The sequence below is a fragment of the Heliomicrobium sulfidophilum genome, assembly GCF_057715735.1.
The window spans coordinates 475,885-499,805 of record NZ_JBVTZZ010000005.1; the positions used below are offsets into that span (position 1 = coordinate 475,885).

General features: G+C 58.4%; 24 protein-coding genes. 8 read left to right on the forward strand and 16 right to left on the reverse strand.

Translation table 11 applies throughout. The annotated features are described in order from the left end of the window. Positions 1 to 20: 20 nt before the first annotated feature. The 9 genes from AC0CW1_RS07985 to AC0CW1_RS08025 all read right to left on the reverse strand — a co-directional run bounded on the left by AC0CW1_RS07985 (position 21) and on the right by AC0CW1_RS08025 (position 11,273). Positions 21 to 1,211, reverse strand: a complete 1,191-nt coding sequence (locus AC0CW1_RS07985) for an ABC transporter permease (protein WP_488182536.1) — start codon at positions 1,209 to 1,211, stop codon at positions 21 to 23. Next, a complete protein-coding gene (locus tag AC0CW1_RS07990; RefSeq protein ID WP_488182537.1) occupies positions 1,208 to 1,897 on the reverse strand; it encodes an ABC transporter ATP-binding protein in 690 nt (229 codons plus the stop codon). Before AC0CW1_RS07990 ends, AC0CW1_RS07985 begins: the two co-directional genes overlap by 4 nt. Continuing rightward, complete coding sequence (locus tag AC0CW1_RS07995; RefSeq protein WP_488182538.1) at positions 1,897 to 3,207, reverse strand: efflux RND transporter periplasmic adaptor subunit; 1,311 nt, start codon at positions 3,205 to 3,207, stop codon at positions 1,897 to 1,899. Before AC0CW1_RS07995 ends, AC0CW1_RS07990 begins: the two co-directional genes overlap by 1 nt. Before the next feature lie 20 nt (positions 3,208 to 3,227). Next, positions 3,228 to 4,532 carry an amidohydrolase gene (locus AC0CW1_RS08000; protein ID WP_488182539.1) on the reverse strand — a complete coding sequence of 435 codons (1,305 nt, stop codon included), beginning with the start codon at positions 4,530 to 4,532 and terminating at the stop codon, positions 3,228 to 3,230. A gap of 303 nt (positions 4,533 to 4,835) precedes the next feature. Then, positions 4,836 to 5,507, reverse strand: coding sequence for an ABC-2 transporter permease (locus tag AC0CW1_RS08005; protein ID WP_488182540.1), 672 nt, complete (start codon positions 5,505 to 5,507; stop codon positions 4,836 to 4,838). Between the two features lie 32 nt (positions 5,508 to 5,539). Beyond that, positions 5,540 to 6,406 (reverse strand): ABC transporter ATP-binding protein, encoded by an 867-nt coding sequence (locus tag AC0CW1_RS08010; RefSeq protein ID WP_488182541.1) that lies wholly within the window; start codon positions 6,404 to 6,406, stop codon positions 5,540 to 5,542. After that, a complete protein-coding gene (locus tag AC0CW1_RS08015; protein ID WP_488182542.1) occupies positions 6,403 to 6,798 on the reverse strand; it encodes a GntR family transcriptional regulator in 396 nt (131 codons plus the stop codon). The genes AC0CW1_RS08010 and AC0CW1_RS08015 overlap by 4 nt, the downstream gene beginning before the upstream one ends. A 247-nt stretch (positions 6,799 to 7,045) precedes the next feature. Beyond that, the gene (locus tag AC0CW1_RS08020) at positions 7,046 to 9,994 is read right to left on the reverse strand and encodes a DEAD/DEAH box helicase (protein WP_488182543.1); all 2,949 of its coding nucleotides are present in this window, start codon (positions 9,992 to 9,994) and stop codon (positions 7,046 to 7,048) included. 13 nt (positions 9,995 to 10,007) lie between these two features. Beyond that, entirely contained in the window at positions 10,008 to 11,273 is a 1,266-nt protein-coding gene (locus AC0CW1_RS08025) for a hypothetical protein (RefSeq protein ID WP_488182544.1), read from the reverse strand. Positions 11,274 to 11,553: 280 nt separating this feature from the next. On the opposite strand from AC0CW1_RS08025, the gene AC0CW1_RS08030 reads away from it, so the two are divergent. The 8 genes from AC0CW1_RS08030 (at position 11,554) to AC0CW1_RS08065 (ending at position 16,806) form a co-directional block, all read left to right on the forward strand. Further along, on the forward strand, positions 11,554 to 12,093 hold the full coding sequence (locus AC0CW1_RS08030) for a nitroreductase family protein (protein ID WP_488182545.1): 540 nt from the start codon (positions 11,554 to 11,556) through the stop codon (positions 12,091 to 12,093). 351 nt (positions 12,094 to 12,444) lie between these two features. After that, a complete protein-coding gene (locus AC0CW1_RS08035) occupies positions 12,445 to 12,669 on the forward strand; it encodes a DUF1659 domain-containing protein (protein ID WP_488182546.1) in 225 nt (74 codons plus the stop codon). A 68-nt stretch (positions 12,670 to 12,737) separates the two neighbouring features. Further along, complete coding sequence (locus AC0CW1_RS08040) at positions 12,738 to 12,962, forward strand: DUF2922 domain-containing protein (protein WP_488182547.1); 225 nt, start codon at positions 12,738 to 12,740, stop codon at positions 12,960 to 12,962. A 33-nt stretch (positions 12,963 to 12,995) separates the two neighbouring features. Then, entirely contained in the window at positions 12,996 to 13,148 is a 153-nt protein-coding gene (locus AC0CW1_RS08045; RefSeq protein WP_488182548.1) for a YvrJ family protein, read from the forward strand. Positions 13,149 to 13,553: 405 nt separating this feature from the next. Continuing rightward, a complete protein-coding gene (locus tag AC0CW1_RS08050; protein WP_488182549.1) occupies positions 13,554 to 14,432 on the forward strand; it encodes a FeoA family protein in 879 nt (292 codons plus the stop codon). Then, positions 14,429 to 14,650 carry a FeoA family protein gene (locus tag AC0CW1_RS08055; protein WP_488182550.1) on the forward strand — a complete coding sequence of 74 codons (222 nt, stop codon included), beginning with the start codon at positions 14,429 to 14,431 and terminating at the stop codon, positions 14,648 to 14,650. The genes AC0CW1_RS08050 and AC0CW1_RS08055 overlap by 4 nt, the downstream gene beginning before the upstream one ends. A gap of 15 nt (positions 14,651 to 14,665) precedes the next feature. Next, positions 14,666 to 16,552 (forward strand): ferrous iron transport protein B, encoded by a 1,887-nt coding sequence (gene feoB, locus AC0CW1_RS08060; RefSeq protein ID WP_488182551.1) that lies wholly within the window; start codon positions 14,666 to 14,668, stop codon positions 16,550 to 16,552. Between the two features lie 62 nt (positions 16,553 to 16,614). Further along, positions 16,615 to 16,806, forward strand: a complete 192-nt coding sequence (locus AC0CW1_RS08065) for a hypothetical protein (RefSeq protein ID WP_488182552.1) — start codon at positions 16,615 to 16,617, stop codon at positions 16,804 to 16,806. A 309-nt stretch (positions 16,807 to 17,115) separates the two neighbouring features. On the opposite strand, the gene AC0CW1_RS08070 is transcribed toward AC0CW1_RS08065, so the two are convergent. The 7 genes from AC0CW1_RS08070 to AC0CW1_RS08100 form a co-directional block, all read right to left on the reverse strand. Further along, complete coding sequence (locus AC0CW1_RS08070) at positions 17,116 to 17,469, reverse strand: DUF779 domain-containing protein (RefSeq protein WP_488182553.1); 354 nt, start codon at positions 17,467 to 17,469, stop codon at positions 17,116 to 17,118. A gap of 65 nt (positions 17,470 to 17,534) precedes the next feature. After that, complete coding sequence (gene adh / locus AC0CW1_RS08075) at positions 17,535 to 19,055, reverse strand: aldehyde dehydrogenase (RefSeq protein WP_488182554.1); 1,521 nt, start codon at positions 19,053 to 19,055, stop codon at positions 17,535 to 17,537. A 151-nt stretch (positions 19,056 to 19,206) separates the two neighbouring features. Beyond that, a complete protein-coding gene (locus AC0CW1_RS08080) occupies positions 19,207 to 19,869 on the reverse strand; it encodes a methionine ABC transporter permease (protein WP_488182555.1) in 663 nt (220 codons plus the stop codon). Then, a complete protein-coding gene (locus AC0CW1_RS08085) occupies positions 19,856 to 20,869 on the reverse strand; it encodes a methionine ABC transporter ATP-binding protein (RefSeq protein ID WP_488182556.1) in 1,014 nt (337 codons plus the stop codon). Before AC0CW1_RS08085 ends, AC0CW1_RS08080 begins: the two co-directional genes overlap by 14 nt. A gap of 2 nt (positions 20,870 to 20,871) precedes the next feature. Further along, complete coding sequence (locus AC0CW1_RS08090; protein ID WP_488182557.1) at positions 20,872 to 21,759, reverse strand: MetQ/NlpA family ABC transporter substrate-binding protein; 888 nt, start codon at positions 21,757 to 21,759, stop codon at positions 20,872 to 20,874. Between the two features lie 49 nt (positions 21,760 to 21,808). Further along, complete coding sequence (locus AC0CW1_RS08095) at positions 21,809 to 22,735, reverse strand: thiamine pyrophosphate-dependent enzyme (protein ID WP_488182558.1); 927 nt, start codon at positions 22,733 to 22,735, stop codon at positions 21,809 to 21,811. Beyond that, positions 22,728 to 23,918: a transketolase C-terminal domain-containing protein gene (locus AC0CW1_RS08100; RefSeq protein ID WP_488182559.1), complete on the reverse strand. Its 1,191-nt coding sequence runs from the start codon at positions 23,916 to 23,918 to the stop codon at positions 22,728 to 22,730. Before AC0CW1_RS08100 ends, AC0CW1_RS08095 begins: the two co-directional genes overlap by 8 nt. Positions 23,919 to 23,921 lie beyond the last annotated feature (3 nt).

The following is a 23,921-nucleotide window of genomic DNA, read 5'->3' on the forward strand; positions in this document are numbered from 1 at the left end:
GCGACTGACGTGGAATGGCGTTACTCGTAACGGAGCGCCTCGATCGGATCCAGCTTGGCCGCCCGGTTCGCCGGATAGAGGCCGAAAAAGATCCCGATCAGGCTCGAGACGGTGAAAGCGACGAGCAGCCCTGTCCAGGAAAAGGGGGCGTCGACGCCGACGAAGCGGGCCAAGGCCCAACTGCCGCCGAGGCCCACGATCGCGCCCAGGGTTCCCCCGAAGAGGCAGAGGACAACGCCCTCCATCAAAAACTGGAGCAGAATGTGGCGCCGTTCGGCGCCTAAGGCTTTGCGCAGGCCGATCTCTCTCGTCCGTTCCGTCACCGACACGAGCATGATGTTCATGACGCCGATGCCGCCGACGAGGAGCGAGATGGCGGCCACACCGGAGAGGATGCCGGCGATGATGCCGGTCACCTGATTCATCTCTCCCATGGTCTCCTGGATGCTGTTGACGCTGTAGTGGTCCTTCGTGTGGTGACGCCGGTTGAGCAGGTTTTTCGCCTTCTCCGTCGCCACCGTGACGACGCTCTCATCGCGGGCCGCCGCCTCGATGGCAAAGATGCGGGACATGTCAAAAGCGAACTGGGCAAAGGTGATCGGCACATAGGCCGTCAAGTCCCGGCTCTGGTCGAGGGCAAACTTGTCCTCCTGATAAACGCCGATGATGGTGACTGTGCGGGCTTCCAACTTGATCGTCAGGCCGACCACATCGGTGTGGCCGAAGAGCTCTTTGGCCAGTTCCTTGCTGACCACGGCGACGGCGCGAGCGCCTGAGGCATCGGTGGCGTTGAGGAAGCGCCCTTGGGTGATCTTTAGGTTGCGCCGGATCGAGAAGTAGGACTCGTTGACGCCGTAGATGGAAGCCCGCTTATTCGCCTTCTTCCCCTCCAGGATGGACTGAAACTGGATCATGGGGCTGACATGGCTCAGTTCGGGGATCAGTTCTTTCATGGCGACCACATCTTCCATGGTCATGTCTTCGATGTCGATGTCGGTCGTCTCATCATTCCAGTTGGGGTAGATGGTGAAGATGGTGGAGCCGAACTTTTGGATCTGCTGTTTTAAGTAGCCCTGGCCGGCCTCGCTGACGGTGATGACGGTGACGACGGCGGCGATCCCAATGACCAGCCCCAGGATCGTCAGGCTGGAACGGAGTTTGTTCACGCGGATCCCCTGCAAGGCGACCTTGAACAGTTCGAAGATGTTCATTGCCCTTCCCCCTCTCGCAGGGCGACGCGGCCGTCGCGGCAGGTGACCGCCGTCTTGGCGTGAGCGGCGATATCCGGTTCGTGGGTGATGATGATGATCGTCGTGCCTTCCGCGTTGAGGTCCTGGAAGATCTCCATGATCTCGATGCTGGTCTTTGAATCCAGGTTGCCCGTGGGCTCGTCAGCCAGGAGGAGCAAGGGCCGGTTGACAAGCGCCCGGGCGATGGCGACGCGCTGTTTTTGTCCCCCCGACAGTTCGTTGGGCTTGTGACGCATCCGTTCGGCCAACCCCACGCGGGCCAGCGCCTCTTCCGCCCGCTGGCGACGCTCCCTGGCGCTGAGGCCGGCGTAGATCATGGGCAGTTCCACATTGGCCAGCGCATCGATGCGCGGCAGGAGTTGAAAGTTTTGAAAGACGAAGCCGAGCTTTTTATTGCGGATCCGGGCCAATTGCCGGTCATCGAGGGTCGCCACATCCTGACCGTCCAGCAGATAGCGTCCCGCCGTGGGACGGTCCAAACAGCCCAGGATGTTCATCAGCGTCGACTTGCCCGAGCCGGACGGTCCCATGATGGCCAGGTAGTCGCCGGCATAGACGTCCATGTTCACGTCCTTGAGCGCTTCCACGGCGACGGCGCCTGTCTGGTAGGTCTTGCCGACCCCTTCCAGGCACACAGTGGGCGTCATCACTTCACCCCCTGGCCCGGCAGGCGCACATTGGGCGGCAGGATGACGACAGGCGTCCCTTCTTGCAACTCCTCGGGCGGGTTGAGGATCAAGGTGTCACCGGCCTGAACGCCCGATTTGACTTCCACCGTCATGTCGTTGGCCATGCCCGTCACGACAGGAGAGATGGCCACGACGCCGTCGCGGACGACCAGGGCTTCCTTGCCGTTGCGCGATTCGCGAATCGCTTCGTGGGGCGCCGTGAGCACATTCGTCAGATGGGCCGCCCGGATGCGCAGGTCCACGTTGGTCCCCGGCCGCCCGACGCCTTCGGGGTTGTCCGCTTCGACGGTGACCGGCACGGTCGTTCTTTCCGTCTGTTCTTTCTCCTTCGTCACAGCCTGAGGCGCAATGACGGTGACTTTTCCGGTCAGTTCTTTGTCGCCGAGGGCCGGACCGGTGACCTGAGCGGCCATGTCGATCCCGATCAGGGGAAGGTCGGCCTCGCTCACGTCCGCTTTGATCTTCAGCCGGTCGGTCCGGCCGAGGACGGCGATCTTCGTCTCCGGGGCGATATAGTCGCCAGGGTCGACGGGGACCTCGAGGACCATGCCGTCCATGGGCGCTTTGACGGCGCACTCGTCAAGGTCGCGGGCCGCCGTCTCCCAATCTTGTCGTTTTAGTTGGACCTGCGCTTCTTTCAGCTTCAGGTCTGTGCCCAAGTCATTCCTTTCAATCGACTCGACGCGCCGCTGGTCGTTGCGGTGCTGGGCGGTGGAATCTTCATAGGTATGTACGGCCTCGTCCAGTTCCTTTTTCGTGGCGGCGCCGCTGTCAAAGAGCGACTGCACGCGGTCGAGGTTTTTCTTGTTCAGTTCCATCTTCTTGCGGCTTTGTTCCGCCGTCTCGCGCGCTTTGTCCAACTCATAGAGGGCCGTCTGCCGGCTTTTCTCCAGGTTGAGCTGTTCCACTTCCAGGTTGACGCGGGCGTCTGATTCCTTGCGGCTCATGTCCTCTTTATCGATCAGCGCCAGCACATCGCCGGCTTTGACCGTCTGCCCGGCTTCGACGAAGACCTTGACCAGTTTTCCCTTGACACGGGCCGTGATGTTTTCCTTCGCATAGGGTTCGATTTTGCCGGAGACGACGACAGAGACGTCCAGATCGCCGGCAGCGATCGCCTGGGCGTTTACCGGTACGCCTGACGGTCCTTTTGCCGGCCGCAACGCGAGCCAGCCACCGCTGGCAACGGCTACAACCAGGATCGCCGCGATCCATCGCTTGCGTTTTTTCCATACATCCTGCCATCGTGTTTTAAGTGACTGAAGCAAAACGTCATTTCCTTTCTCTCTCAGCTTTCGATGACCCGCCGGGCCGCCGCGGCCGCCTCGGCGAGCACAAGGGATTCATCCATGGTCAACAGCCGGCGGTTGGCCATGACGACCTTGCCGTTGATCAAGACGGTGTCCACATCGGCTCCGTTGGCGGCGTAGGCCAACAGGGCGCAGATGTCGTGTTGCGGGAACAGGTGGGGCTTGTTCATGTCGATCAGGATGAGGTCGGCCCGCTTGCCCGGTTCGATCGTCCCGATTTCCTTGTCGATCCCCAACGCCCGGGCGCCTTCGATGGTGGCCATGCGCAAAGCCTGGTAGGCCGTCAGCGCCGTCGGGTCGCCGGTGCGGTTTTTCTGCAGCCAGGCGGCTGCCTTGATCTCTTCGAAAAGATCGAGCGTCGTCGCGCTGCCGGCCCCATCGGTCCCCAGCGCCACGGTGACACCCTGGCGGCGCAGTTCCAGGACAGGGGCGACGCCGCAGCCGAGCTTTTGGTTGCTGACGGGGTTGTGGGAGACGCCGCCTCTGAGCCCTTTGAGCAGGTGGATGTCGTCGCGGGACAGGTTGACGGCGTGAGCCAAGAGGACGTGGTGTTCGGCGAAGAGCCCCAGATCGGCCAGGTAGCGGACGGGCGACTTGCCATAGCGGTCAAACATCTGGTCCACTTCCTCGACCGTCTCGGAGAGGTGGATATGGACGGCCGCTTGCAGTTCTTTCGCCAGGGCCATGACGGCCTGCAATTTGTCCGGGGGACAGGTGTAGGGCGCATGGGGGCCGACCATGGCGGTGATCCGCCCCTCCGCCTTGCCGTGCCAGCCGGCGAAGAGCCGGCGGGTGGCCTCCAGACGCCGCTCGGCCTGATTGTCAATGAAGAGGAGCCCCTGGCAGAGGGTCGCCCGCATGCCGGAGTCCTGCACCGCCCGGGCCACATCGTCCATGAAGAAGTACATGTCGGCAAAGGTGGTCGTGCCCGACTTGATCATCTCTGCCGCCGCCAGCATCGTGCCGGCATAGACGGCGTCGCCGTCGAGGCGCTCCTCGGCGGGCCAGATCTTTTCGCTTAACCATTCCATGAGGCGAAGGTCATCGGAATAGCCGCGAAAGAGCGCCATCGCCGCATGGTTGTGGCAGTTGATCAACCCAGGAATGACCACCTTCCCCGCCGCGTCGATGACGGTGATATCATCCGCTTCGGCGATGTTGCCAGCCAACCGTCCGATTTCGCGGATGAAGGGGCCTTCGATGCGGATGTCCCCTTCCAGGAGTTGCGGCGATTCTGTGGCCATGGTCAAAATCCGCGCGTTTTTGATAACGATCTGGTTCAACGTCGCTCCTCCTTCGAGTCCATCAGGTTTTTCTCGGTTCATCCCTACCTCCGGCTCCTTCGGAGCATTCTGTTCCTTCAGCTTTTCCCTCTTTCTGTTCCATAGGGGGATGCGCAGACAAAGACGCCCTATTTACTAGACGCATGAACCGGCCAATTGGTTACATAAATCCTGCCATTTTATCGTTATTTTTGTTATTTTTCATCGCTTTCGGGTAATTCCATTATTATTGTCGTCATTTGGCGTAGTTGCTTGAACCAAAACCTTTTCATGGCCATATGGATGATCCGTAACAAGGAATCGTCAGCTTTTTAGCACACGGTCGATCCGATCGGCGTCCTGGAAGCAATGAATGCTGTAAAAAAGCGAAGCCGTCTGAATAGCGACGGAAAAAAGAGCAAAACCGGCGAGGGTCGTCTCCATGTGCCCGTCCACATAATCGGTGACACTGTGGACGATGCCGACGAGCCAATCGATGGGAACGGCGAAGGTCAACAGCGGCGACAAGGCGATGATGGCTAAAACCCGGATCGCCGTCACATAACCGAAGCGGAAGGACAGCGTCAAGATCAAGCCGTTCAAGATGATGGAGAGGCTGACACAGAAAATCACCACCGGCAGAATCATCTCTTTAGGGGAATAAATCAATTCCACGATGACAAGCAGGATGGCTACAAGCGAGGATGTCGCCAGCGAAGCCAACAGGCTGCCGGCAAACTTGGCCGTCACAATCTGCCTCGCGGAGAGGGGGAGGGAGCGCAAAAAAAGGTAGCCGCGAGTCTTCTCCTCGTAGATCACCGTTCCACCGGTGTAGCTAAAGGCATACATGGTGATGATGATACCCCAAACACCGCCAACATCGGATGGATCAAGCCAGCCGCTCAGGATGAATCCGGCGGCAAGCACTAACAACACCCCCAGGGACAGGAGGGATTTTTTTTGGATTTGATAATCTTTTTTTACCAGTTCCCACATCAACAATCGCCTCTTTCTTCTAAGATAGCGCTCTACCCTCGCTTCGCCAGGGCGATCAGGATCTCTTCCAAACTGACCGCCTCCAGGACGGCGCCGTCAGGAATGCCACCGGGCCAACAGCAGCGGAGCGATTCGAAATCGCCAGTGACGCCGGCGGTTCCGCCGAAGCGAGGCTTCACATGGAGGAGATGGGGCCGCACCTCCGGCGGAAAGTCGCCGCTGATCAGGATCCGGCGCCAGGCTCCTTGCAGGTCGTCGCGCAGACCGGTGTAACCGATCCGCCCCTCATGGATCAGGGTAACGTAATCGGCCACCCGCTCCACATCGGATGTGATATGGGACGAAAACAGGACGGACCGATCTTCCTCTTGAATGACGTCGAGCATCTCCTCCAGCAGGTCTCGCCGCGCCACCGGATCGAGGCCGGCTGTCGGCTCATCGAGGATGAGGAGTTCAGGCCGGTGCGCCAGGGCGAGGCAGAGGGAGAGTTTCATCTTGTTCCCCTTGGACAGATCGCCCACTTTTTTCTCTAACGTCAGGGCAAAGCGCTTTTGTAAGCGGCCTAACAGCTCTTGGTCCCAGGTGGGGTAATAGGTGGATACGAAAGCGGCCAATTCAGATACGGCCAAGCTGTCGTAAAAGGAGATCTCTTCGCTGACGAAGCCGATGCGGCGCTTGATCGCCTGCTCATGATGCCGGTGGTCAAGTCCGAAGATGCTGATGGAACCGGCGTCGAGGCGCACCAGGTTCAGAGTGGCCTTGAGCAAGGTGCTTTTACCGGCGCCGTTGGGGCCGATTAAGCCCATGATGGCGCCAGGGGACAGCGTCAAGGACACCTTTTCCAATGTAAAAGCAGGGTAGCGTTTCGTAACACCATCGAGGGCCAGGATCGGTGTCATCGTTCTTCCTCCTTCGCCAGTTTCGCCATCAGTTCCGCAAAAAGTTGTTGCACATCTTCCACGGTCATGCCCAACCGTTTCGCTTCGGCAACGGCCTGCCGCAGTTGCGCCACCACGGTTTCACGCCGGGTTGATTCCAGACGCTGTTGTTCCACGGAAGCCACGTAACAGCCCAAACCTTGCCGGGTCAGGATCATGCCCTCTCGCTCCAGTTCCAGGTAGGCCCGCTTGACCGTGATGACGCTCGTCCCCAACTCCTGAGCCAGTTGGCGGATCGAGGGAAGGGCCTGACCAGGCGCCAGTTCACCCCGCAGGATCGATTCCTTGATCTGTTTGGTGATCTGGTCGTAGAGGGGTATGGGGGATGTCGGTGACAAGGTGATCGGGGTCAATGGCAGCGCTCCCTTGTATACTGTGTATTATATCTATACACAGTATAATCATATTTTGGGGGTGTGTCAACGGACTAACACCGGGCTAAATCCGGAATTAGTTCGTATTTAATCTGGAATTACTCCGGATCCACCCCCTAAAAACCAGAAATAGCCGCAAAAAAACGGCCCTCCTCATCGTCCTTGGCGCTTTCGGACGATAAGGAGGGCCGCTCCCCTTTTCTGTTTTCAGGAAATCGCTTCTCCGTCACTCCCGCCCCACCCACTCGCGGCGCAAGGCAAAGATCTCGCGAAGCTCCCGGGTGGACAATTCCGTCACCCAGGCTTCGCCGTTGCCGACGATGCGGTCGTTGAGGCCCTGTTTCCGTTCGAGCATCTCATCGATGCGCTCTTCCAGGGTGCCGAGGGTGATGAACTTGTGCACCTGCACATGGCGGTGCTGGCCGATGCGGTAGGCCCGGTCTGTGGCCTGGTTTTCTACGGCTGGATTCCACCAGCGGTCGAAGTGGAAGACATGGTTGGCCGCGGTCAAGTTCAAACCGAAACCGCCCGCTCGCAAAGAGAGGATGAGGATGAAAAAGTCGCGGCCCGATTGGAACCGTTCGATCATGTCATCACGGCGGGCTTTCGGGATGCCCCCATGGAGAAACTCGGCCTTTTCGCCCAGTTCCTTTTCCATGGAAGCCTGGAGCAGACGGCCCATCTCCACGTACTGGGTGAAGATAAGGCAGCCGTCTCCCTCCTGCCTCACTTCCTCCACCATTTCAAGCAGGCGGTCCACCTTGGCCGAGCGACGGCGAAAATCGGCGGGCGACTTCTCCTTGAGCAGCAGCGCCGGATGGTCGCAGACCTGTTTTAAACGGGTCAAAGTCGCCAGGATCGTCCCTCGCCGACTCATCCCCGCCTCCTCGTCGATCTTCTCGAACATCTCCTCGATGATGTTTTCATAGAGGGCCGCCTGTTCCAGCGTGAGGGGCAAAAACTCCTTGGACTCCTGTTTGTCAGGCAGATCCGGCTCGACGGCCGGGTCGCTTTTGACGCGGCGCAGCAGAAAGGGGCGCACCAGGCGGCGCACCTGCTCGGCTGCGGCCTCCTCCCCTTCGCGACCGGCGGAATGAGAAAACTGGCGCAAAAAGTCGTTCGCGCCGCCGAGGTAGCCGGGGTTGAGAAAATCCATGATCGACCAGAGTTCGGAGAGCCGGTTTTCCATCGGCGTCCCTGTTAAGGCGACGCGATGACGGGCGGCGAACTGCCGGACGGCAGCCGACTGTTTGGTATAGACGTTTTTGATGTTCTGGGCCTCGTCGAGGCAGAGGCAGTCCCATTGCACCGCGCCCAGGTCCGCTTCATCCAGATGGGCCAGGCCATAGGTGGTGAGGACCAGATCGGCTTCCGCCACGGCCTTGGTGAATTCCTCTCCTCTGGCCCGCTGGGCGCCGTAGTGGAGATAGACCCGCAAGGAGGGGGCGAAGGCGGCCAGTTCCTTCTGCCAGTTGCCCAGCACCGAAGTGGGGCAGATGAGGAGCGAGGGCGAAAAAGCCGTATTCACTTTTTTTTCATCCCTGATCTGAAGCAGATAGGCGATCCACTGGATCGTCTTGCCAAGCCCCATATCGTCGGCCAGACAGCCGCCAAAGCCGAAGCGGCGCAAAAAGGACAACCAGGTCAGGCCGATGCGCTGGTATGGCCGCAGTTTGCCGCAAAAGCCGGGCGGTTCCGCCAGGACCGGCCCCGCCGAATGCTGGGAGAGTTGTTGGGCCATCTTCGCCAGTTGTTCGTTCAGTTCGACTTCAATGGATAATGGGGCCGATTCGAACAAGCCGGATGCGGCGTTGCCATCGGGATCATCCGGAAAGGCGGCAGTCGGAAGTCGGTCACCCGGAACTGTCTGAACCGTATCGGTCAGTGACGGCGTCATAAAATGCAGCCGCAAGACCTCAGCGAGGTCCATCTCGCCGCCTTTGCGATTCATCACCTTGAGGGCCTGGCGGACGAGGCCCGGATCGAGTTGCACCCACTGTCCCCGGATGCGCAGCAACCGCCGGTTTTGGCGGGCGGCCTCGCGAAACTCCGCTTCCGTCAGTTCCGTCTCCCCGACGGCCAGTTTCCAATCAAAGCGGACGAGGCGGTCCATACCGAGAAAGGATTCTTCATCATCCCCCGGCATGGAGCGGGAAACAGCCTTCAGGCGAACGCCTTTTTTCTTCAGGTCATCCCACCAGCGGGGCAGGAGGATCCTTTCGCCCGCTTGGGCCAAACGGAGGCTGTCTTCGGCGAGAAAGGTCCAGGCCTCCCCTTCGGTCAGCGCCTCTTTTATTTGTGGTTGTTTCTTTTGGATACGCAACTGGGGCGCCAGCGCCACCCACTTGTGAACGGCGCGACCGATCCGCCCGGCGTAAGGTTTCCAGGGCGCCGGAAGGATTTTATCCAGGTCATCCTCCGTCGCCGAAGGCGGCACCTCGAACACGTGAGCGGGGTCTTCGCGGTCAAAGAGAAGGATCTGGAGACGCCATGAATCGCTTTCCTCCGGCTCCAAGAGCCGCAAGCCCACGACAAAGGGCGCCTTGTCCTCCCTCCAACCGATGGCCTCCAGCCAATCGTCCTCGTCGAGAAAAGCTCCCTCTCGCGGATAATCAGGATGGAGCATGGGACAGTCGGCGATCCACTGCTCCCATTGCTGGCGGGCGGTGATATCGCCGGCGATCTGCTCGTCGATGAGCAGCGCCGTCCACTCGGCAAGTTGACCGCTATGATCGCTTATATCGCGTTGATCACATATATCAGGGAGTCCAGGCGCCTGCTCTTTTTCCGTGTGCAAGTCGAGCCGCAGTCCTCTCCGCCCCTGCCGCCAGAGCCGGTAGTCCGGATGCCACCGCTTCTCGGCCAGCGCGACGGCGACCGACGGCGCGATCTGTTGCAATTGCTTAACCTCAGAGGACCAGTCCCAGCAGAAAAAGTCGCTCACCGGCGGCTGGAGCAGAAAGTCCAAGGCCAGCGCGGGCGGCAACAGAAGGCCCGCCTGGCCCTCCCATTCCTCCACGTCGACGAAGGACCCGTAGAAAGAGGGTTGATGGTCGGCAAAGAGGCGGAACTTCCACTCCTGCGCCCGGTCCAGGGGATCGCTGCCATAGCCGAAGGGACGATCGCCCCAGAGGAAAAAGCCCCTGTTCGGAATCCAGCAGATATGCACTTTCATATATAGCACCTGATCATCGCGAGATCAGCGTTCCTTTCCGCAACTCTTCCATGAGCGCCCGGAGGCGGCCGTAGCGTTGGGTCAACTCCGCCATAAACCGGTCCCACTCATCACCCCGGTTCAGGCGCAGGTAGATCCGGCTCAGCCTTTTCAGCAGTTCCGCCGCCTCGCGGTAGGCGGCGCGGTTTTTCTTACCGATGCAACGGATCGCCTGCTGGTGATAGAGCGGCAGGAGCAGCGCGGGCTCCTGGGTCTCAACGACGCGCAACACAGCACCGTCGATCTCATGAAAGCCGGTCCCATGATGCAGCCATAACCGGACCCAATCGCGGTGCAATTTCCGTTCCACCAGATAGTGGCTGTAGAGACGGCGGCTCCGGGGGAGCCAGCGCCGGAGGATCTCCAAAAACTCCTCCTGAACGCCGCAGGTATGGGCCGCCTGGTTCCAATAGAGGCAAAGGGCCTCATAGCTGGCCGTGTCGGCCGTCCCGGCATAGGGGACGAGCCAGCGCAGCCAGGCAAGCAGTCGCTCCCAGAGGCGGAAGCGGCTGAACCCTTCCAGGTAAAAGCGCAGGTCCCGGACGATGGTGAAGCGGGCCTTTTCGCTCAGCCCGTTTAACCGCACCTGCGCCCCTTCGTCCTCATCGGCGGCGATGGCAAAATGGGCACGGGCCAAAAGCGCCCGGTCCCGCACCACAGCAGGCGTCGATGCTTTTTCCAGCAACTGCTCCAATCGTTCCGCCTCCGCCTCGGCCTGGCGTTCACTGAAGAGTCGCATCCAGAGCAACCGGTAGAGGTAGAGCCAATCGACGCCCCAGGAGGACGAGGAAGAGAGGTACTGCCAGCGAAGCGACTCCGCCGCCGCGTCGATGACCGGAATGGCTTCTTCGGTCCATCCCTCATTCCGGATTTTCGCGAGGGACGCCGAGAGTTCTTCCGTGATCCTTTGCATGATGTCAGCCGTATAGACCCGGCCCTCCAGTCGGTTCGCCTCTTCCATCCGGCTGAGCAGGTAAAGGCGGCCATGAAGGCAGAGCCAGGCGGCGGAGGCAGGGGGCCAATGGGCGCTGCGGGCTTGCAACGCCTCCATGAACCGGTCATAGCGCGCCCAGGCCTCCACCGACCCTAGGCCGATGGCGCTATGGCCGCGCCGCCGGAAGGCCCGATCAAATTCCTGTTGGAAAAAAGCCTGCCAATCTTCGATCGGCCCCACCGGTTTCAGCCGGCCGGCCTTCCTGCGGGCGAAAGACACCTGTGACACCGGAGACGATGGACGCACCCTGCCTCCCCCCTTTCCTTGACCCATTTGCGTTTCAGCCATATCACTTTATGATAGCACATCAGGAAGGAACAGACACACTTTTTGAAGCGGAAAGAAATCAACACTATCCCGGTATAAAAAGGGCTAGAATAAGGGCCTGGTCGAAGCGCGATAAAAAGCCCGGAAAGGAGTCTCTTTGGAAGGACTGACATGATCGGCGCCGAATCAACTATAACCAACTATATCCCATAAAAACCATTGTCTATCCGTCTAAAAAATCGTTTAGGAGGGGTTGTTCGTGGCCATTCTGCCCGCCATCGTCAACCGGGAAAGCAAACGCGCCTATCTCCCCACCCCCGTGCCGTCGGAAACGATCGAAGAACTGATCGAGGCCTTCCGCTGGGCGCCGTCCTGCCGCAACTATCAGCCATGGCATTTGATCGCCGTCCATTCCCGGGAAGGGTTGGACAAGCTCTCAGGCTGTCTCGCCAAGGGAAACGAATGGGCCGCCGCCGCGCCCCTCGCTTTTATCGTCTACGCCAACCCAAAGGACGACGCCATCATTGACGGGAAGCCCTACTACCTCTTCGACTGCGGCCTGGCGGTGCAAAACCTGCTGATCCAGGCGACCGAACGGGGCTTGCGCAGCCACCCCACGGCCGGGTGGAGCGAGCCGGCCCTCCGGGAAGCCTTCGGCATCAGCGAAGAGGAGCGGGTGGTCTGTGTCGTCTTTCTCGGATACCCCGGGACGGCGGATCTGCTCGACCCGGAAACGAGGGCCAAGGATGCAGCCCCTCGCAGCCGCAAGCCGGCCGAGACATGGGCGCGCTTCGCCTAGATTGAGTTCGCCTCGTTGGGTTCGCTGGGTTTGCCCAGTCGGGTTCGCCTCGTTGAGGAAAGGGAATGTTCATCATCGCCGCATGATCTAGTCTCTCCGGGCTGCTGGTAGGTTCAGCAGCCCTTTTTCTTTGTCCGATTTCTGGCCCATGACAATCCAAGACAATAGAAGCAAAAAGAAAATTTGGAATCTGGAATCCTTCGATCCGGCGAGATAGAAGGTGTAAATCGAACATATGTTCGTAGTGTTTTCCGCTCCTGCCCCTTCTCCAGGTTTGTCCAATTCCCCATTGGAATGGTAATCTCTAACCGTGGCAACCACGAACAAACGTTCGAAAGGAGGTGGTCAGCAATGGCAGTCAGCAAGAGCCCCATCAACGCCAGCCTGCGTCTGGTGACGCAGACGGGAACGAACGCCAAAGGAGAGCCCCTGTTCCAAAACCGCGACTTCAAGGGCCTCAAACCATCGGCGACGGATGAAAGCGTCTTCGCCGCCGCCGAGGCGCTCTCCGGCCTGATGAATATCCCCGTCAGCCGGATCGCCCGCGTCGACACGAACCAACTGATCGAAGCCTAATCCTATCCTGCCACACCTGTTTTTCTACGCCCCTTCCTCAAATAGGCAAGATAAGGAGGTGACTCAACGTGGCAACAAAAGAGACGCTCGAACTGGTCTTCACCAACCAACTGGGCCGGGAAGTGGTCCTGCGGATCAAAGACCCCAAAGCCGATCTCACCCCCGCCCAGGTCACGGCGGCCATGGACACCATCATCGCCATGAACGTCTTCACGACCACCGGCGGCGACCTGGTCAGTAAAAAAGACGTGCGACTGGTGTCGTCCAACGTGACCGACCTGTATAACCCCTAATCGAAAAACACCCGACATAACGGAGGTGCTCACGTGGACGCCTTTCTCCAGTCCATTGCCAACGTGGGGTTTCCTGTGGCCTTGGCCGCCTACCTCCTGATTCGCATGGAGGGGAGACTGGAAGCGCTCACCGGCGCCATCAGCGAGTTGGCCAAGATGGTGGAGATCCTCAAAGAGCAGGTCTAATGCCGGCAACTCCGGCGCGGCTGATGCGGTGTAACATCGTCGACGCAAAAACAACGGTTTCAAAAAGATCAATGAGTTGCCCCGCCGCCGGCCTGTTTCAGTGAAAAGAGAGAAAGAGAAAAGCGAAAGGGAGAGCTTGCAAAGGCTCTCCCTTTCGCGCATCTAACGCCACCCGACAATCGCCACCCCCCTACAACGGCAGGACTGAATACAAAAGCCTACCGCCCCATAAATGAAAATGTTTCTCATTTACGCAAATTTATCTGCGCCTTCGTCAGAGAAAGATAAATGGAAATAAACGCCGGAGAACGGTTATCGCCGTAATTGACAATGATTTTCATTCTCTGTTAAATTCCTCATAGCGACTGTCGCCGCTTTTGCGGTGTGACGAGGAGGTTGACAGGGTTGAGCTTTTTCCAGAGCTGGTTTGCTCAAAAAGCAAGGCCTGTAGCGGAGCCGACCGGACCAGTCACGCTCTACCGGGATCGGCCCCCAGACTGGTTAAATGATGAGATTGAAGCACTGACGTCCCAGGTGCAAGCGGCCCTGCGCGGCAACAGCGAGTTGATCGCCACAGGGGAAGAAGTGCAAAACCAGGTGGCCGAAGCCAATGAAACCGCCTTGTGCAGCCAGGGGATGGTCGATGAGTTAAACCGCCACGCCCAGAGGGCGCTCTCCGAGGTCGGTGAAGCCCTACGTTCCCTGGAGGATTCGCGGCGTCTGGCCGAGGATGGCGCGAAAAACCTGAACAGCGCCAGCCAAGAATTGTCGGACATCAACAACCGGGTGCAGGAAGCGGCGCGGATCACCGCCCAACTTCAGGATCATGCCCGCCGGCTCGATGGGATGATGTCGGCCATCCACACCATCGCCGGACAAACGAAACTGCTCGCCCTGAACGCCACCATCGAGGCGGCCCGCCGATCACCGTCTCCCAGCTTCAGGGACAGATCATGGAGCAACTCTTACATAAGCTGCTGGAAGTCCAATCACGCTGCCATCATTGCCCCATTCACAGCAAAGGGGATGAACAAAATGCGCTCTCCGCTTAGCCGGGTCAACCGCGGACGGCGGGTGATCATATGTCAGATTGAGGGCTGTCCCAAAGCCAGACGCCATCTGGAGGAGATGGGGTTCACCCCCGGAACGCCGATCACCATCTGCCAGACCAGCGACGGTCCCATGGTGGTGGAAGTCCGGGGCAGCAAGGTCATGCTGGGAAAAGGCCTGGCAGATAAAATCGATGTGATTGATTGTTGCGCGGAAAGGGAGGTCGGCCGGTGAAAACCCTCAAAGAAATGAAACCAGGACAGTCAGCCGTCGTCGAAAAAGTGATGGTCACAGGAACGGCCAAAGGCCGGTTGATGGCCATGGGCGTCTTAAAAGGCGCCACAATCCGGGTGGTGAAAGTCGCCCCCCTGGGCGATCCCATCGAAGTGCAGATCAAGGGATACAACCTTTCCTTTCGCAAGGCGGAAGCCGAACAAATCATGGTCATATAGGAGGGATGCAACGTCATGTCAGCCATCACCATCGCCCTCGCCGGCAACCCGAACACCGGCAAAACAACGCTCTTTAACGCCCTCACCGGCGCCCACCAGCACATCGGCAACTGGCCCGGCGTCACTGTGGAAAAAGCCGTCGGCCGGCTGAAAAAAGAGGACGCCACCTTCACGATTGTGGACCTGCCTGGTACATACAGCATCAGCGCCTATTCACTGGAAGAGCGAATCGTCGCCGATTACCTCCGCGACGAGAAGCCCGATGTGGTCGTCAATGTGGTCGACGCCTCCAATGTGGAGCGCAACCTTTACCTGACCGTCCAACTGATCGAAGCCGGCGCGCCGTTGCTGATCGCCCTCAACATGGTCGACGAGGCCAAGCAAAAGGGCGTCCACATCGACAGGGATGCCCTCAGTCGCTGCCTCGGCGTCCCCGTCGTGCCCACCATCGCCACGCGCAAAGAAGGGCTCAAAGACTTAGTGGCACGCTTCGGTCCGGCCATCGCCGAGGCAAGGGACAAGGCGCTACAGGAACCCCTGCTGGTCGATTACTTGGCGCAGGCCGCTTCCCTGCGGGCGGCTGGAGACGAAGACGGCCTGATCGAAGCGCGCTACGCCTTCATTTCCCAGGTGCTGGCCCAGTCGGCGCGGATGGAGGGCACCTTGGAGGCGTCTTTCAGTGACAGCCTGGACAACATCCTGACCCACCGCGTTCTTGGCATCCCCATCTTCCTGGCCTTGATGTACCTCATGTTCGAGATCACCTTCACCTGGGTCGGCCAACCCCTGGCCGATCTGCTCGATGAGTGGATTAGCGGTCCCTTCACTGAGTGGGCGTCGGAATCCCTCGTCTCGCTCGGCGTGGCAGAGTGGATGCAATCGCTCGTCGTCGACGGCATCATCGCCGGCGTGGGCGGCGTCCTCGTCTTCGTCCCCATCATCTTCACGCTCTTTTTGTTCATCAGCATCCTCGACGGCTCCGGCTATATGGCCCGCGTCGCCTTCATCATGGACCAGGCCATGCGCAAGATCGGCCTCTCCGGCAAAGCCTTCATGCCCATGCTGATCGGCTTCGGCTGCTCCGTCCCCGCCATCATGGGCGCCCGCGTCCTCGATTCGGAGCGGGACCGCCGCATCGCCGCCCTGATCGCGCCGCTCATGTCCTGCAGCGCCCGGTTGCCCATCTACGCCCTCTTCACCGCCCTATTTTTCGCCGAAAACGAAAGCCTTGTCGTCTTCTCCCTCTACGTGCTCGGCATCGTGCTGGCCATCTTGATGGGAATTCTCTTCAAGAACACCCTCCTAAAAGGCGAGTCTGAACCCTTCGTCATGGAACTGCCCCCCTACCGGATGCCCGCCTGGCAGACGGTCTTGACCCAGACCTGGGAAAAGGGCAAAAGCTTCCTGGTCAAAGCCGGCACGATCATCTTCAGCATGTCCGTGCTGATCTGGCTCCTGAGCAGCTTCAACCTGGAAGGCCCCGCCGAGATCCAGGACAGCCTCCTCGCCGCCATCGGCAGCGTCATCGCCCCCCTCTTCACCTTCCATGGTTTCGCCTCCTGGGAAGCCGGCGTGGCCGTCCTCACGGGGATCCTCGCCAAGGAGGCCGTCGTCTCCACCCTCGGCATCGTCTACGGCATCGGCGAACTGTCCGAGGAGGCCGTCGATGCGGCTGCTCAGATGCTGCCCGTCGCCCAGGTCCATTTCACCGCCCTCTCCGCCTACGCCTTTATGGTCTTCACCCTCATCTACACGCCCTGTATGGCCGCGATGGCCACCCTGAAAAAGGAGCTTGGCTCTTGGAAATGGACCATGCTGGGCGCCGTCTACCCCTTCGCGCTGGCCTGGGTGGTATCGCTGGTTGTGTATCAGGTCGGGCGGTTGCTCGGATTTGGGGGATAAGCGCTGGCTGGCTCTGGACAGAGGCGTGCCGGACTCTAACAGAAGCGTAAGGAGGGAAACCTATGGAAGTCATTACCGCCTTTCTGGCAACTGCCGGCCTCGCGCTGGCAATCGCCTGGTTGACGCTGCGTGGTTTCTACCGGGAGGCGAAAAATTTGAAAGAAGGATCCTGTCACTGCGCCTCCGGCGGCTGCGCTGGCTGTGACGGCAAATGCGCCTGCCGTAGCGCCGAGTGTTCCAGCACTTCTGTGTAAGACAATTAGGGGCAACCCAAATTCGGGATGCATTTGTTTTTTACTGCTATACCCTATCCGGTTGCATCCCTAAGTCTGCCCATTCATGCTCCACGTCTACCGCCTTCAACCCGGTGATCATGATCCTCACGTGACCGATGTCATGCTTTTATAAGGAGGGAAACGTCTCTTTTGCCGAAGCCCCTTTGAGAACGAGAAAACCGTAGTGGCAATGGCCAATACGGTTTTCTCGTCTCTCACCATATCGTTGTCATCTCGTTGTCAATCCTGCTTATTTCCTCTTCTCGTCGTTTTTCATCATCTTCACATTTACGTTGTGCTAACCCTGGACCTACCGATGAAGCGAATCCCTTCCGCCCCACCGAGGGAGAAGCCGCCAGGGCGGCCTTTGATGACATCCACGACGATCTGGGTGTGCCGGCAGTAGTCTGACTGGGACCGCCCCGTATAGAAGGGACAACCGCCGACTTCCCCGAGGAGAACGTCGGCCTCTCCGATGATGAAATCACCACGGGGATGGCACATCGGGTCACTGCCGTCACAACAACCGCAGGATAGATGAAACAGGAGTTCACCATACTTGCGCTTCAATTCCTCGATCCAACGAAGCGCTTCCTCTGTTGCGATTACCTTTGGCTCCATCACGATCACCTTTGGCTCCATCTTCGCGCCTCAAAGGGGCAACAAACCGGCAAGTACGTACCGCCCGTCGCGTGCCTTAAGCGCGGTTAAAAGAAACCGAGCGGGTTTTCACTGTAGCTGACGAGCAGGTTTTTCGTCTGTTGATAGTGATTCAGCATCATCTTGTGGGTCTCCCGGCCGATGCCGGACTGTTTGTAGCCGCCAAAGGCCGCATGGGCCGGATAGATGTGGTAGCAATTGACCCAGACGCGACCGGCCTTGATGCCACGGCCGATCCGGTAAGCGGTGCTGGCATCTCTCGTCCAGACACCAGCGCCCAGTCCATAGAGGGTGTCGTTGGCGAGTTCCAGTGCCTCCGCCTTGTCTTTGAAGGTCGTGACCGAAAGCACCGGTCCGAAGATCTCCTCCTGGAAAATGCGCATCTTGTTGTGGCCTTGGAAGACGGTCGGCTTGATATAGTAGCCCTCCTCCAACTCGCCAGGCAGGTGGTTGCGTCCTCCCCCAGCCAGAAGCTCGGCCCCTTCCTGCTTGCCCAGATCGATATAGGCCAGGATCTTCTCCAGTTGTTCCTGGGAGGCCTGAGCGCCGATCATTGTTTCCGTGTCAAGGGGATTTCCCTGTTTGATCGCCTGCATCCGCGCCATGGCTCGTTCCATGAACCGGTCATAGATGGATTCCTGGATCAGCGCCCGGGAGGGGCAAGTGCAGACCTCGCCCTGGTTCAGGGCGAACATGACGAATCCTTCGACGGCCTTGTCGAGGAAGGTGTCATCGGCGGCGCAGACATCTTCAAAGAAGATGTTTGGCGACTTCCCGCCCAGTTCGAGGGTGACGGGCACGATGTTATGGGAGGCGTATTGCATGATCAGGCGGCCCGTCGTCGTTTCACCGGTGAAGGCGATCTTGGCGATCCGGGGGCTGGAAGCGAGGGGTTTGCCGGCTTCCAGTCCGAAGCCGTTGACGACGTTCAGGACGCCGGGTGGCAACAGGTCCTGGATCAACTCCACCAGATATAGGATGGACGTAGGGGTATGTTCAGCCGGTTTGAGGACGACGCAGTTGCCGGCGGCCAGCGCGGGCGCCAGTTTCCAGGCTGCCATCAAGATCGGGAAGTTCCAGGGGATGATCTGGCCCACCACCCCAAGAGGCTCGTGGAAGTGGTAGGCGATAGTGTGGTCGTCGATCTCCGAGATAGAACCCTCCTGGGCGCGAATGCACCCGGCAAAGTAGCGAAAATGGTCAATCGCCAGGGGGATGTCTGCCGCCAACGTTTCCCGGACGGGCTTGCCGTTTTCCCAGGTCTCTGCAATGGCCAGCTTTTCCAGGTTTGCTTCCATCCGATCGGCGATCTTCAGCAACAGGTTTGACCGCTCGGTCACAGAGGTCCGCGCCCATTTTTCGCTTGCGCCATGGGCGGCGTCGAGGGCCTTTTCGATGTCTTTGCCATTGGAACGGGCGACTCGGCAATAGACCTTGCCAGTGACGGGTGAAATGTTGTCAAAATACTCCCCGTCAACAGGCGGCACCCACTGTCCGCCGATAAAGTTTTCGTACTGGGCCTTGAAGGTCACTTTGCTCTCCGGCTGACCAGGAAAGGGATACAGCACTGTGGATACCACCCTTCTATTTATTATCCAGTTTTTTCTGGATTAGCTAAATTATCAAATAACCGACTTGCAATGTCAAGAATGTTCTGAATATTCTTTTTTTACATCTGATCGAGCAATCCGTCGGTCCATGGATCTTTTCTCGCTCCCCTTATTTTGTTCCCCTTTTTGCCAGGTAATCGCCGGCGCTTTGCACGATCTGCACCAGCACAATCAACACGACAACGGTGATCAGCATGATGTCCGTTTCATAACGGTAATAACCAAAGCGGATAGCCAGATCGCCAACTCCCCCGCCACCAACAATGCCGGCCATGGCGGAATAGCCGATCAGGCTGACGGCGGTTACTGTGAGGCCCCGCACCAGCCCAGGAAAGCTTTCCGACAGCAAGACGTCTTTGATGATCATCCAGGGCGGTGCGCCCATGGCGTCGACCGCTTCCAGCACGCCACGATCCACCTCCCACAGCGATGACTGTACCAGCCGAGCATAGAAGGCCACAGCGGCGACCGAAAGGGGCACCGAAGCGGCAATCGGGCCGATCGTCGTTCCAATCAAACGCTGCGTAACCGGAAGCAGCAACACCAGGAGAATCACAAAAGGCGTGGAACGAATGACGTTGACGGCGAATCCCCCCAGGAGGTTTACGACTCGGTTTTCAGCAAACAATCCCTTTTCCGTGACATATAACAAAAGCCCAAGGGGGATACCGACAACAATGGATAAGGCGAGGGATATTCCTACCATATAGGACGTTTCACCAAGCGCCTTGATCAGGTCGCTTGAAATCGCCTGCCAATTAACCTTTTCCATGGGCCACCTCCACCCGGTATGCCTTGGTGCGGATATGGTCAATCGCACGGGAGATATCGGCGGATGCGCCTCGGATCGTGACGAGGAGGGCGCCTAATGGCTGATCTCCGATGTATTCAATCTTTCCGTGCAAGATGTTGATGTCCACCTGAAAGTTCTGGGCCGTATCGGATATGACAGGATGCTCGGCATGGTCGCCGCAATAGACGATCTTCCAGACTGGCCCCGGCGCCTGCCGCAACAGCCGCTCAGGAAGTTCGAAATCATAGGAATGATAGACCAACTGCCGTGTGAATGCATGTTGGGGGTTGGCGAAAACGTTGAGGACGCTTTCGCTTTCCACGACCATGCCGCCGCTCATCACCGCTACGCGGTCACAGATTTTTTTGACCACTGCCATCTCATGGGTGATCAGGACCATGGTGATGCCCAGCTTGCGGTTGATCGCTTTCAACAATTCAAGGATGGCATTTGTGGTTTCTAAATCAAGGGCTGATGTGGGTTCATCACACAATAGGACCTTGGGATGGTTGGCCAACGCCCGGGCAATCCCTACCCTTTGTTTTTGACCGCCGCTCAGTTGCGCCGGATAGGCATCGGCCTTACCGCTGAGGCCGACAAGCTCCAGCAATTCGCAGACCCGTTTGGGGATCTCTTCTTTGGGCGCTCCCGCAACCCTCATGGCGAAGGCAATGTTATCATAGACCGTCTTGGTGCGAATCAGGTTGAATTGTTGAAATATCATGCCCATCTGCTGGCGAATCCGGCGCAGTTCCTCCCCGGTATAGCCGGTGATATCGACACCGTCGATGCAGATGCTGCCTTGGGTCGGCCGCTGCAAGAGGTTGATCGTGCGGAGCAAGGTGCTTTTCCCTGCTCCGCTGGCGCCGACGATGCCAAAAATCTCTCCCTGCCGGATCTGAAGGGAAACGTCCTTCACGGCATGCACCTCCGGCCCGGAACCGGTGAAGGTGACACTTACTTGTTGAATATCAATCATGGTTATTTGAGATTCCACTTCGCTTTATACCAGTCGGGCTTTTGAAAGGCCTTGAAGATACCTGCGGGATCTTCGATCCCATTTTTGAAGGCTTCCGACTCTATCGCCTCTTTGATGTCTTTGACGAAAGGCTGATCGAGGTCGTCCGTCCGAACGGCCACCAGGTTTTTCAAATCATCGGCCAGTTCCTCTTTGATGATCGCAGAAGAAAGGGACATCCCCGCAGCAATCGCATAGTTCCCATTGATAACGGAAAGGGCGACACTGTCCAGTGTGCGAGGCAGTTGAGCCGCCTCAACGGGAGAGATCTTCAACCCATAGGGGTTTTGTTCAATGTCTTTCTCGGAGGCTTTGGCGGGGTCAATGTCTTTTTTCATGGTGATCAGCCCGTGTTTTGCCAGCAGCCGCAAGGCGCGAGCCAAGTTCGTAGGGTCGTTGGCCAAGGTAACTTCATCACCCGGTTTCAACGCTGCCTTCAGTTCCTGTTCATTCGCAGCTTTGATCTTATGGGAATAGATGCCGAGGCCAGCGGTAGGGACGGTGACAACGGGTGACAGTTTCAGGCCTTTATCTGCCGAGAATTTCTCCAGGTAAGGCCGGTGCTGATAGAGGTTGGCGTCCAATTCTTTATTAGCCAGGGCGAGATTAGGCTGCACATAGTCACTAAACTCTTTGATTTCCACGGTGTACCCTTTTTTCTCCAGGCTGGGCTGAATGGTTTTTTGGAACATATCGCTGTAGGGACCTGGCGCAAAGCCGATCACCAGCTTCTTCTTTTGTGAATCGCCCGTCGCTGCCCCGGACGTAGGGGCGGAAGCGGAGCAACCGGCCAGTGTGCCTGCCAACGCAACCATGAGCAAGACAGAGACAGAACGGAGCCATTTTTTCATTTTTGTTTCCTCCTAACCATTTTTAGAGTACCCTTTCCTTCTGGGCAGGTTATTGCGAATGGTGCCAATGTTGTCGTATGTATCCCCACCGCTTATCTCGTTCTCGCTCAACCTTCTCTACATCTTCCGGCAACAGGTGCTTAAAGCGACCTTGCTTTTTGAGGTACTCTGCGACGGGGCGAAACGGTTGCGGTTCTTTGTTTACGGTATACTTCCCCTGTTCGTACTCCGCCAGGATCCACAAACCGCTGTCAACGGCTTCTCGAGCAGCAGCCAGCGTCTGATCCGATGGGATCCCCCATCCGGTGGGGCAAGGCGATAAGACGTGGATGTAGGCAGTGCCATCAACGGCAGCGGCCCGCTGGATTTTGTTCATATAGTCCTGGATGTGGCCGATGCTGGCCGTCGCCGCATAGGGGATACCGTGGGCGGCCACAATGTCGAACATGTTTTTCTTGCTATTGATTGCACCGCGAGAGACAGCGCCGGCTGGCGTCGTTGTCGTATGGGCGCCAAAGGGGGTTAAGCCGCTCTTCTGTGTTCCTGTGTTCATGTAAGCTTCATTATCATAACAGACATAGATGATCTTCTCGTTGCGGTCGATAGCGCCCGATAGCGCCTGGATACCAATATCGGCGGTTCCCCCGTCGCCAGCAAATCCGATCAGGTGAACATCTTGCAACCCCTGGGCGCGGACAGCAGCGGCCATGCCCGAGAGCATCGATGCAGTGCCAGCAAATGTGGAGATAATGGCGTTAACGCCAAAGGCCATCTGGGGGTAGATAAAACCGACGGCAGACATGCACCCGGCCGGCAAGACGGCACAGGTCCGCTCTCCCAGCACTTTCAAGGCGAGCCGGACGGCGAGCGCCCCGCCACAACCAGCACACGCTTTGTGACCGAAGAAAAACTCCTGATCGGTCAGGGTTCGCACGTTGACGGCCTTTTTCACCGAATCATGGACTCCTTCACTCACCCGTCATCACCCCCAGATGGACGAACTCAACCCGTTGATAGGGGTGGCCGTCGGCAGCCGCTGCCAGGCGGCTGAACATGTATTCCATATCTTCTTTCCGAATGTCCCGCCCGCCCAATCCGGCGATAAAATTCAATGTCGGCGGAATCTGGCGGTTTCCTGCCAGAGCGGAATTCACATTTGTGTAAACAGCCCCCTCATAACCGAAGGAGATATCCCGATCGAGCACACCGACAGCACGGGCTTTGCGGGCCACTTGGACGATCGCTTCGTGGGGAAAGGGGCGCATAAAACGGATTTTTAACAGTCCTGCTTTCCAACCCCGCTCTCGCAAGGCATCGACGACCTGGCGAGCAGTACCCGTGACCGATCCCAAGGTGATCAACATCAACTCTGCGTCGTCGCAACAGTAAGTCTCTACCAGCCCGCCATAGGTGCGCCCAAAGCGCTCACCAAAATCCTTATCGACTTGGCTGATGATGGTGCGGGCTGCCTCTGCCGCCTGGTGTTGCTGGTATTTGAAGGCCATGTTGTCTGCCGGCGTCGAACTGAATCCCATATTGAGCGGCTTGTGGAGGTCCATTCGAATCGGTGACGCATAGGCTGGCAGAAAGGCGTCCACTGACGTTTGAGAGGGAACCTGGATGGGTTCGTATGTATGGGTGACGGTGAAGCCGTCCAGATTGACCATCATCGGTGTCAAGACCTGTTCATGTTCGGCAATGGCATAGGCCTGGATGATCATGTCGAGCGCCTCCTGGGCATCTTCCACATAGACCTGAAGCCACCCCGAATCGAGCAGTGAGAGGGAATCGCGGTGGTCGCCATAGATGCTCCACGGTAGGGCGACGGAGCGGTTGGCATTCATCATGACGATGGGAAAACGACCGCCGCTAGCGTAGTGAAGACATTCGGCCATGTAGAGAAGACCCTGTGACGAGGTGGCTGTAAAGGTCCTGCTGCCAAAAGCGCTGGCGCCCATCGCTGCCGATAAGGCGGAGTGTTCCGACTCGACGAGGATGAATTCAGCCTGCAACTTGCCTTCTCCCACCATCTCAGAGAGCCGTTCCATCGCCACCGTCTGAGGGGTGATCGGATAGGCGGTGATCACCTGGGGACGGGCGAGACGAGCGCCGATCGCCACCGCTTCATTGCCAGAGACAAACTGTTTCTCTTGCGTCATCGT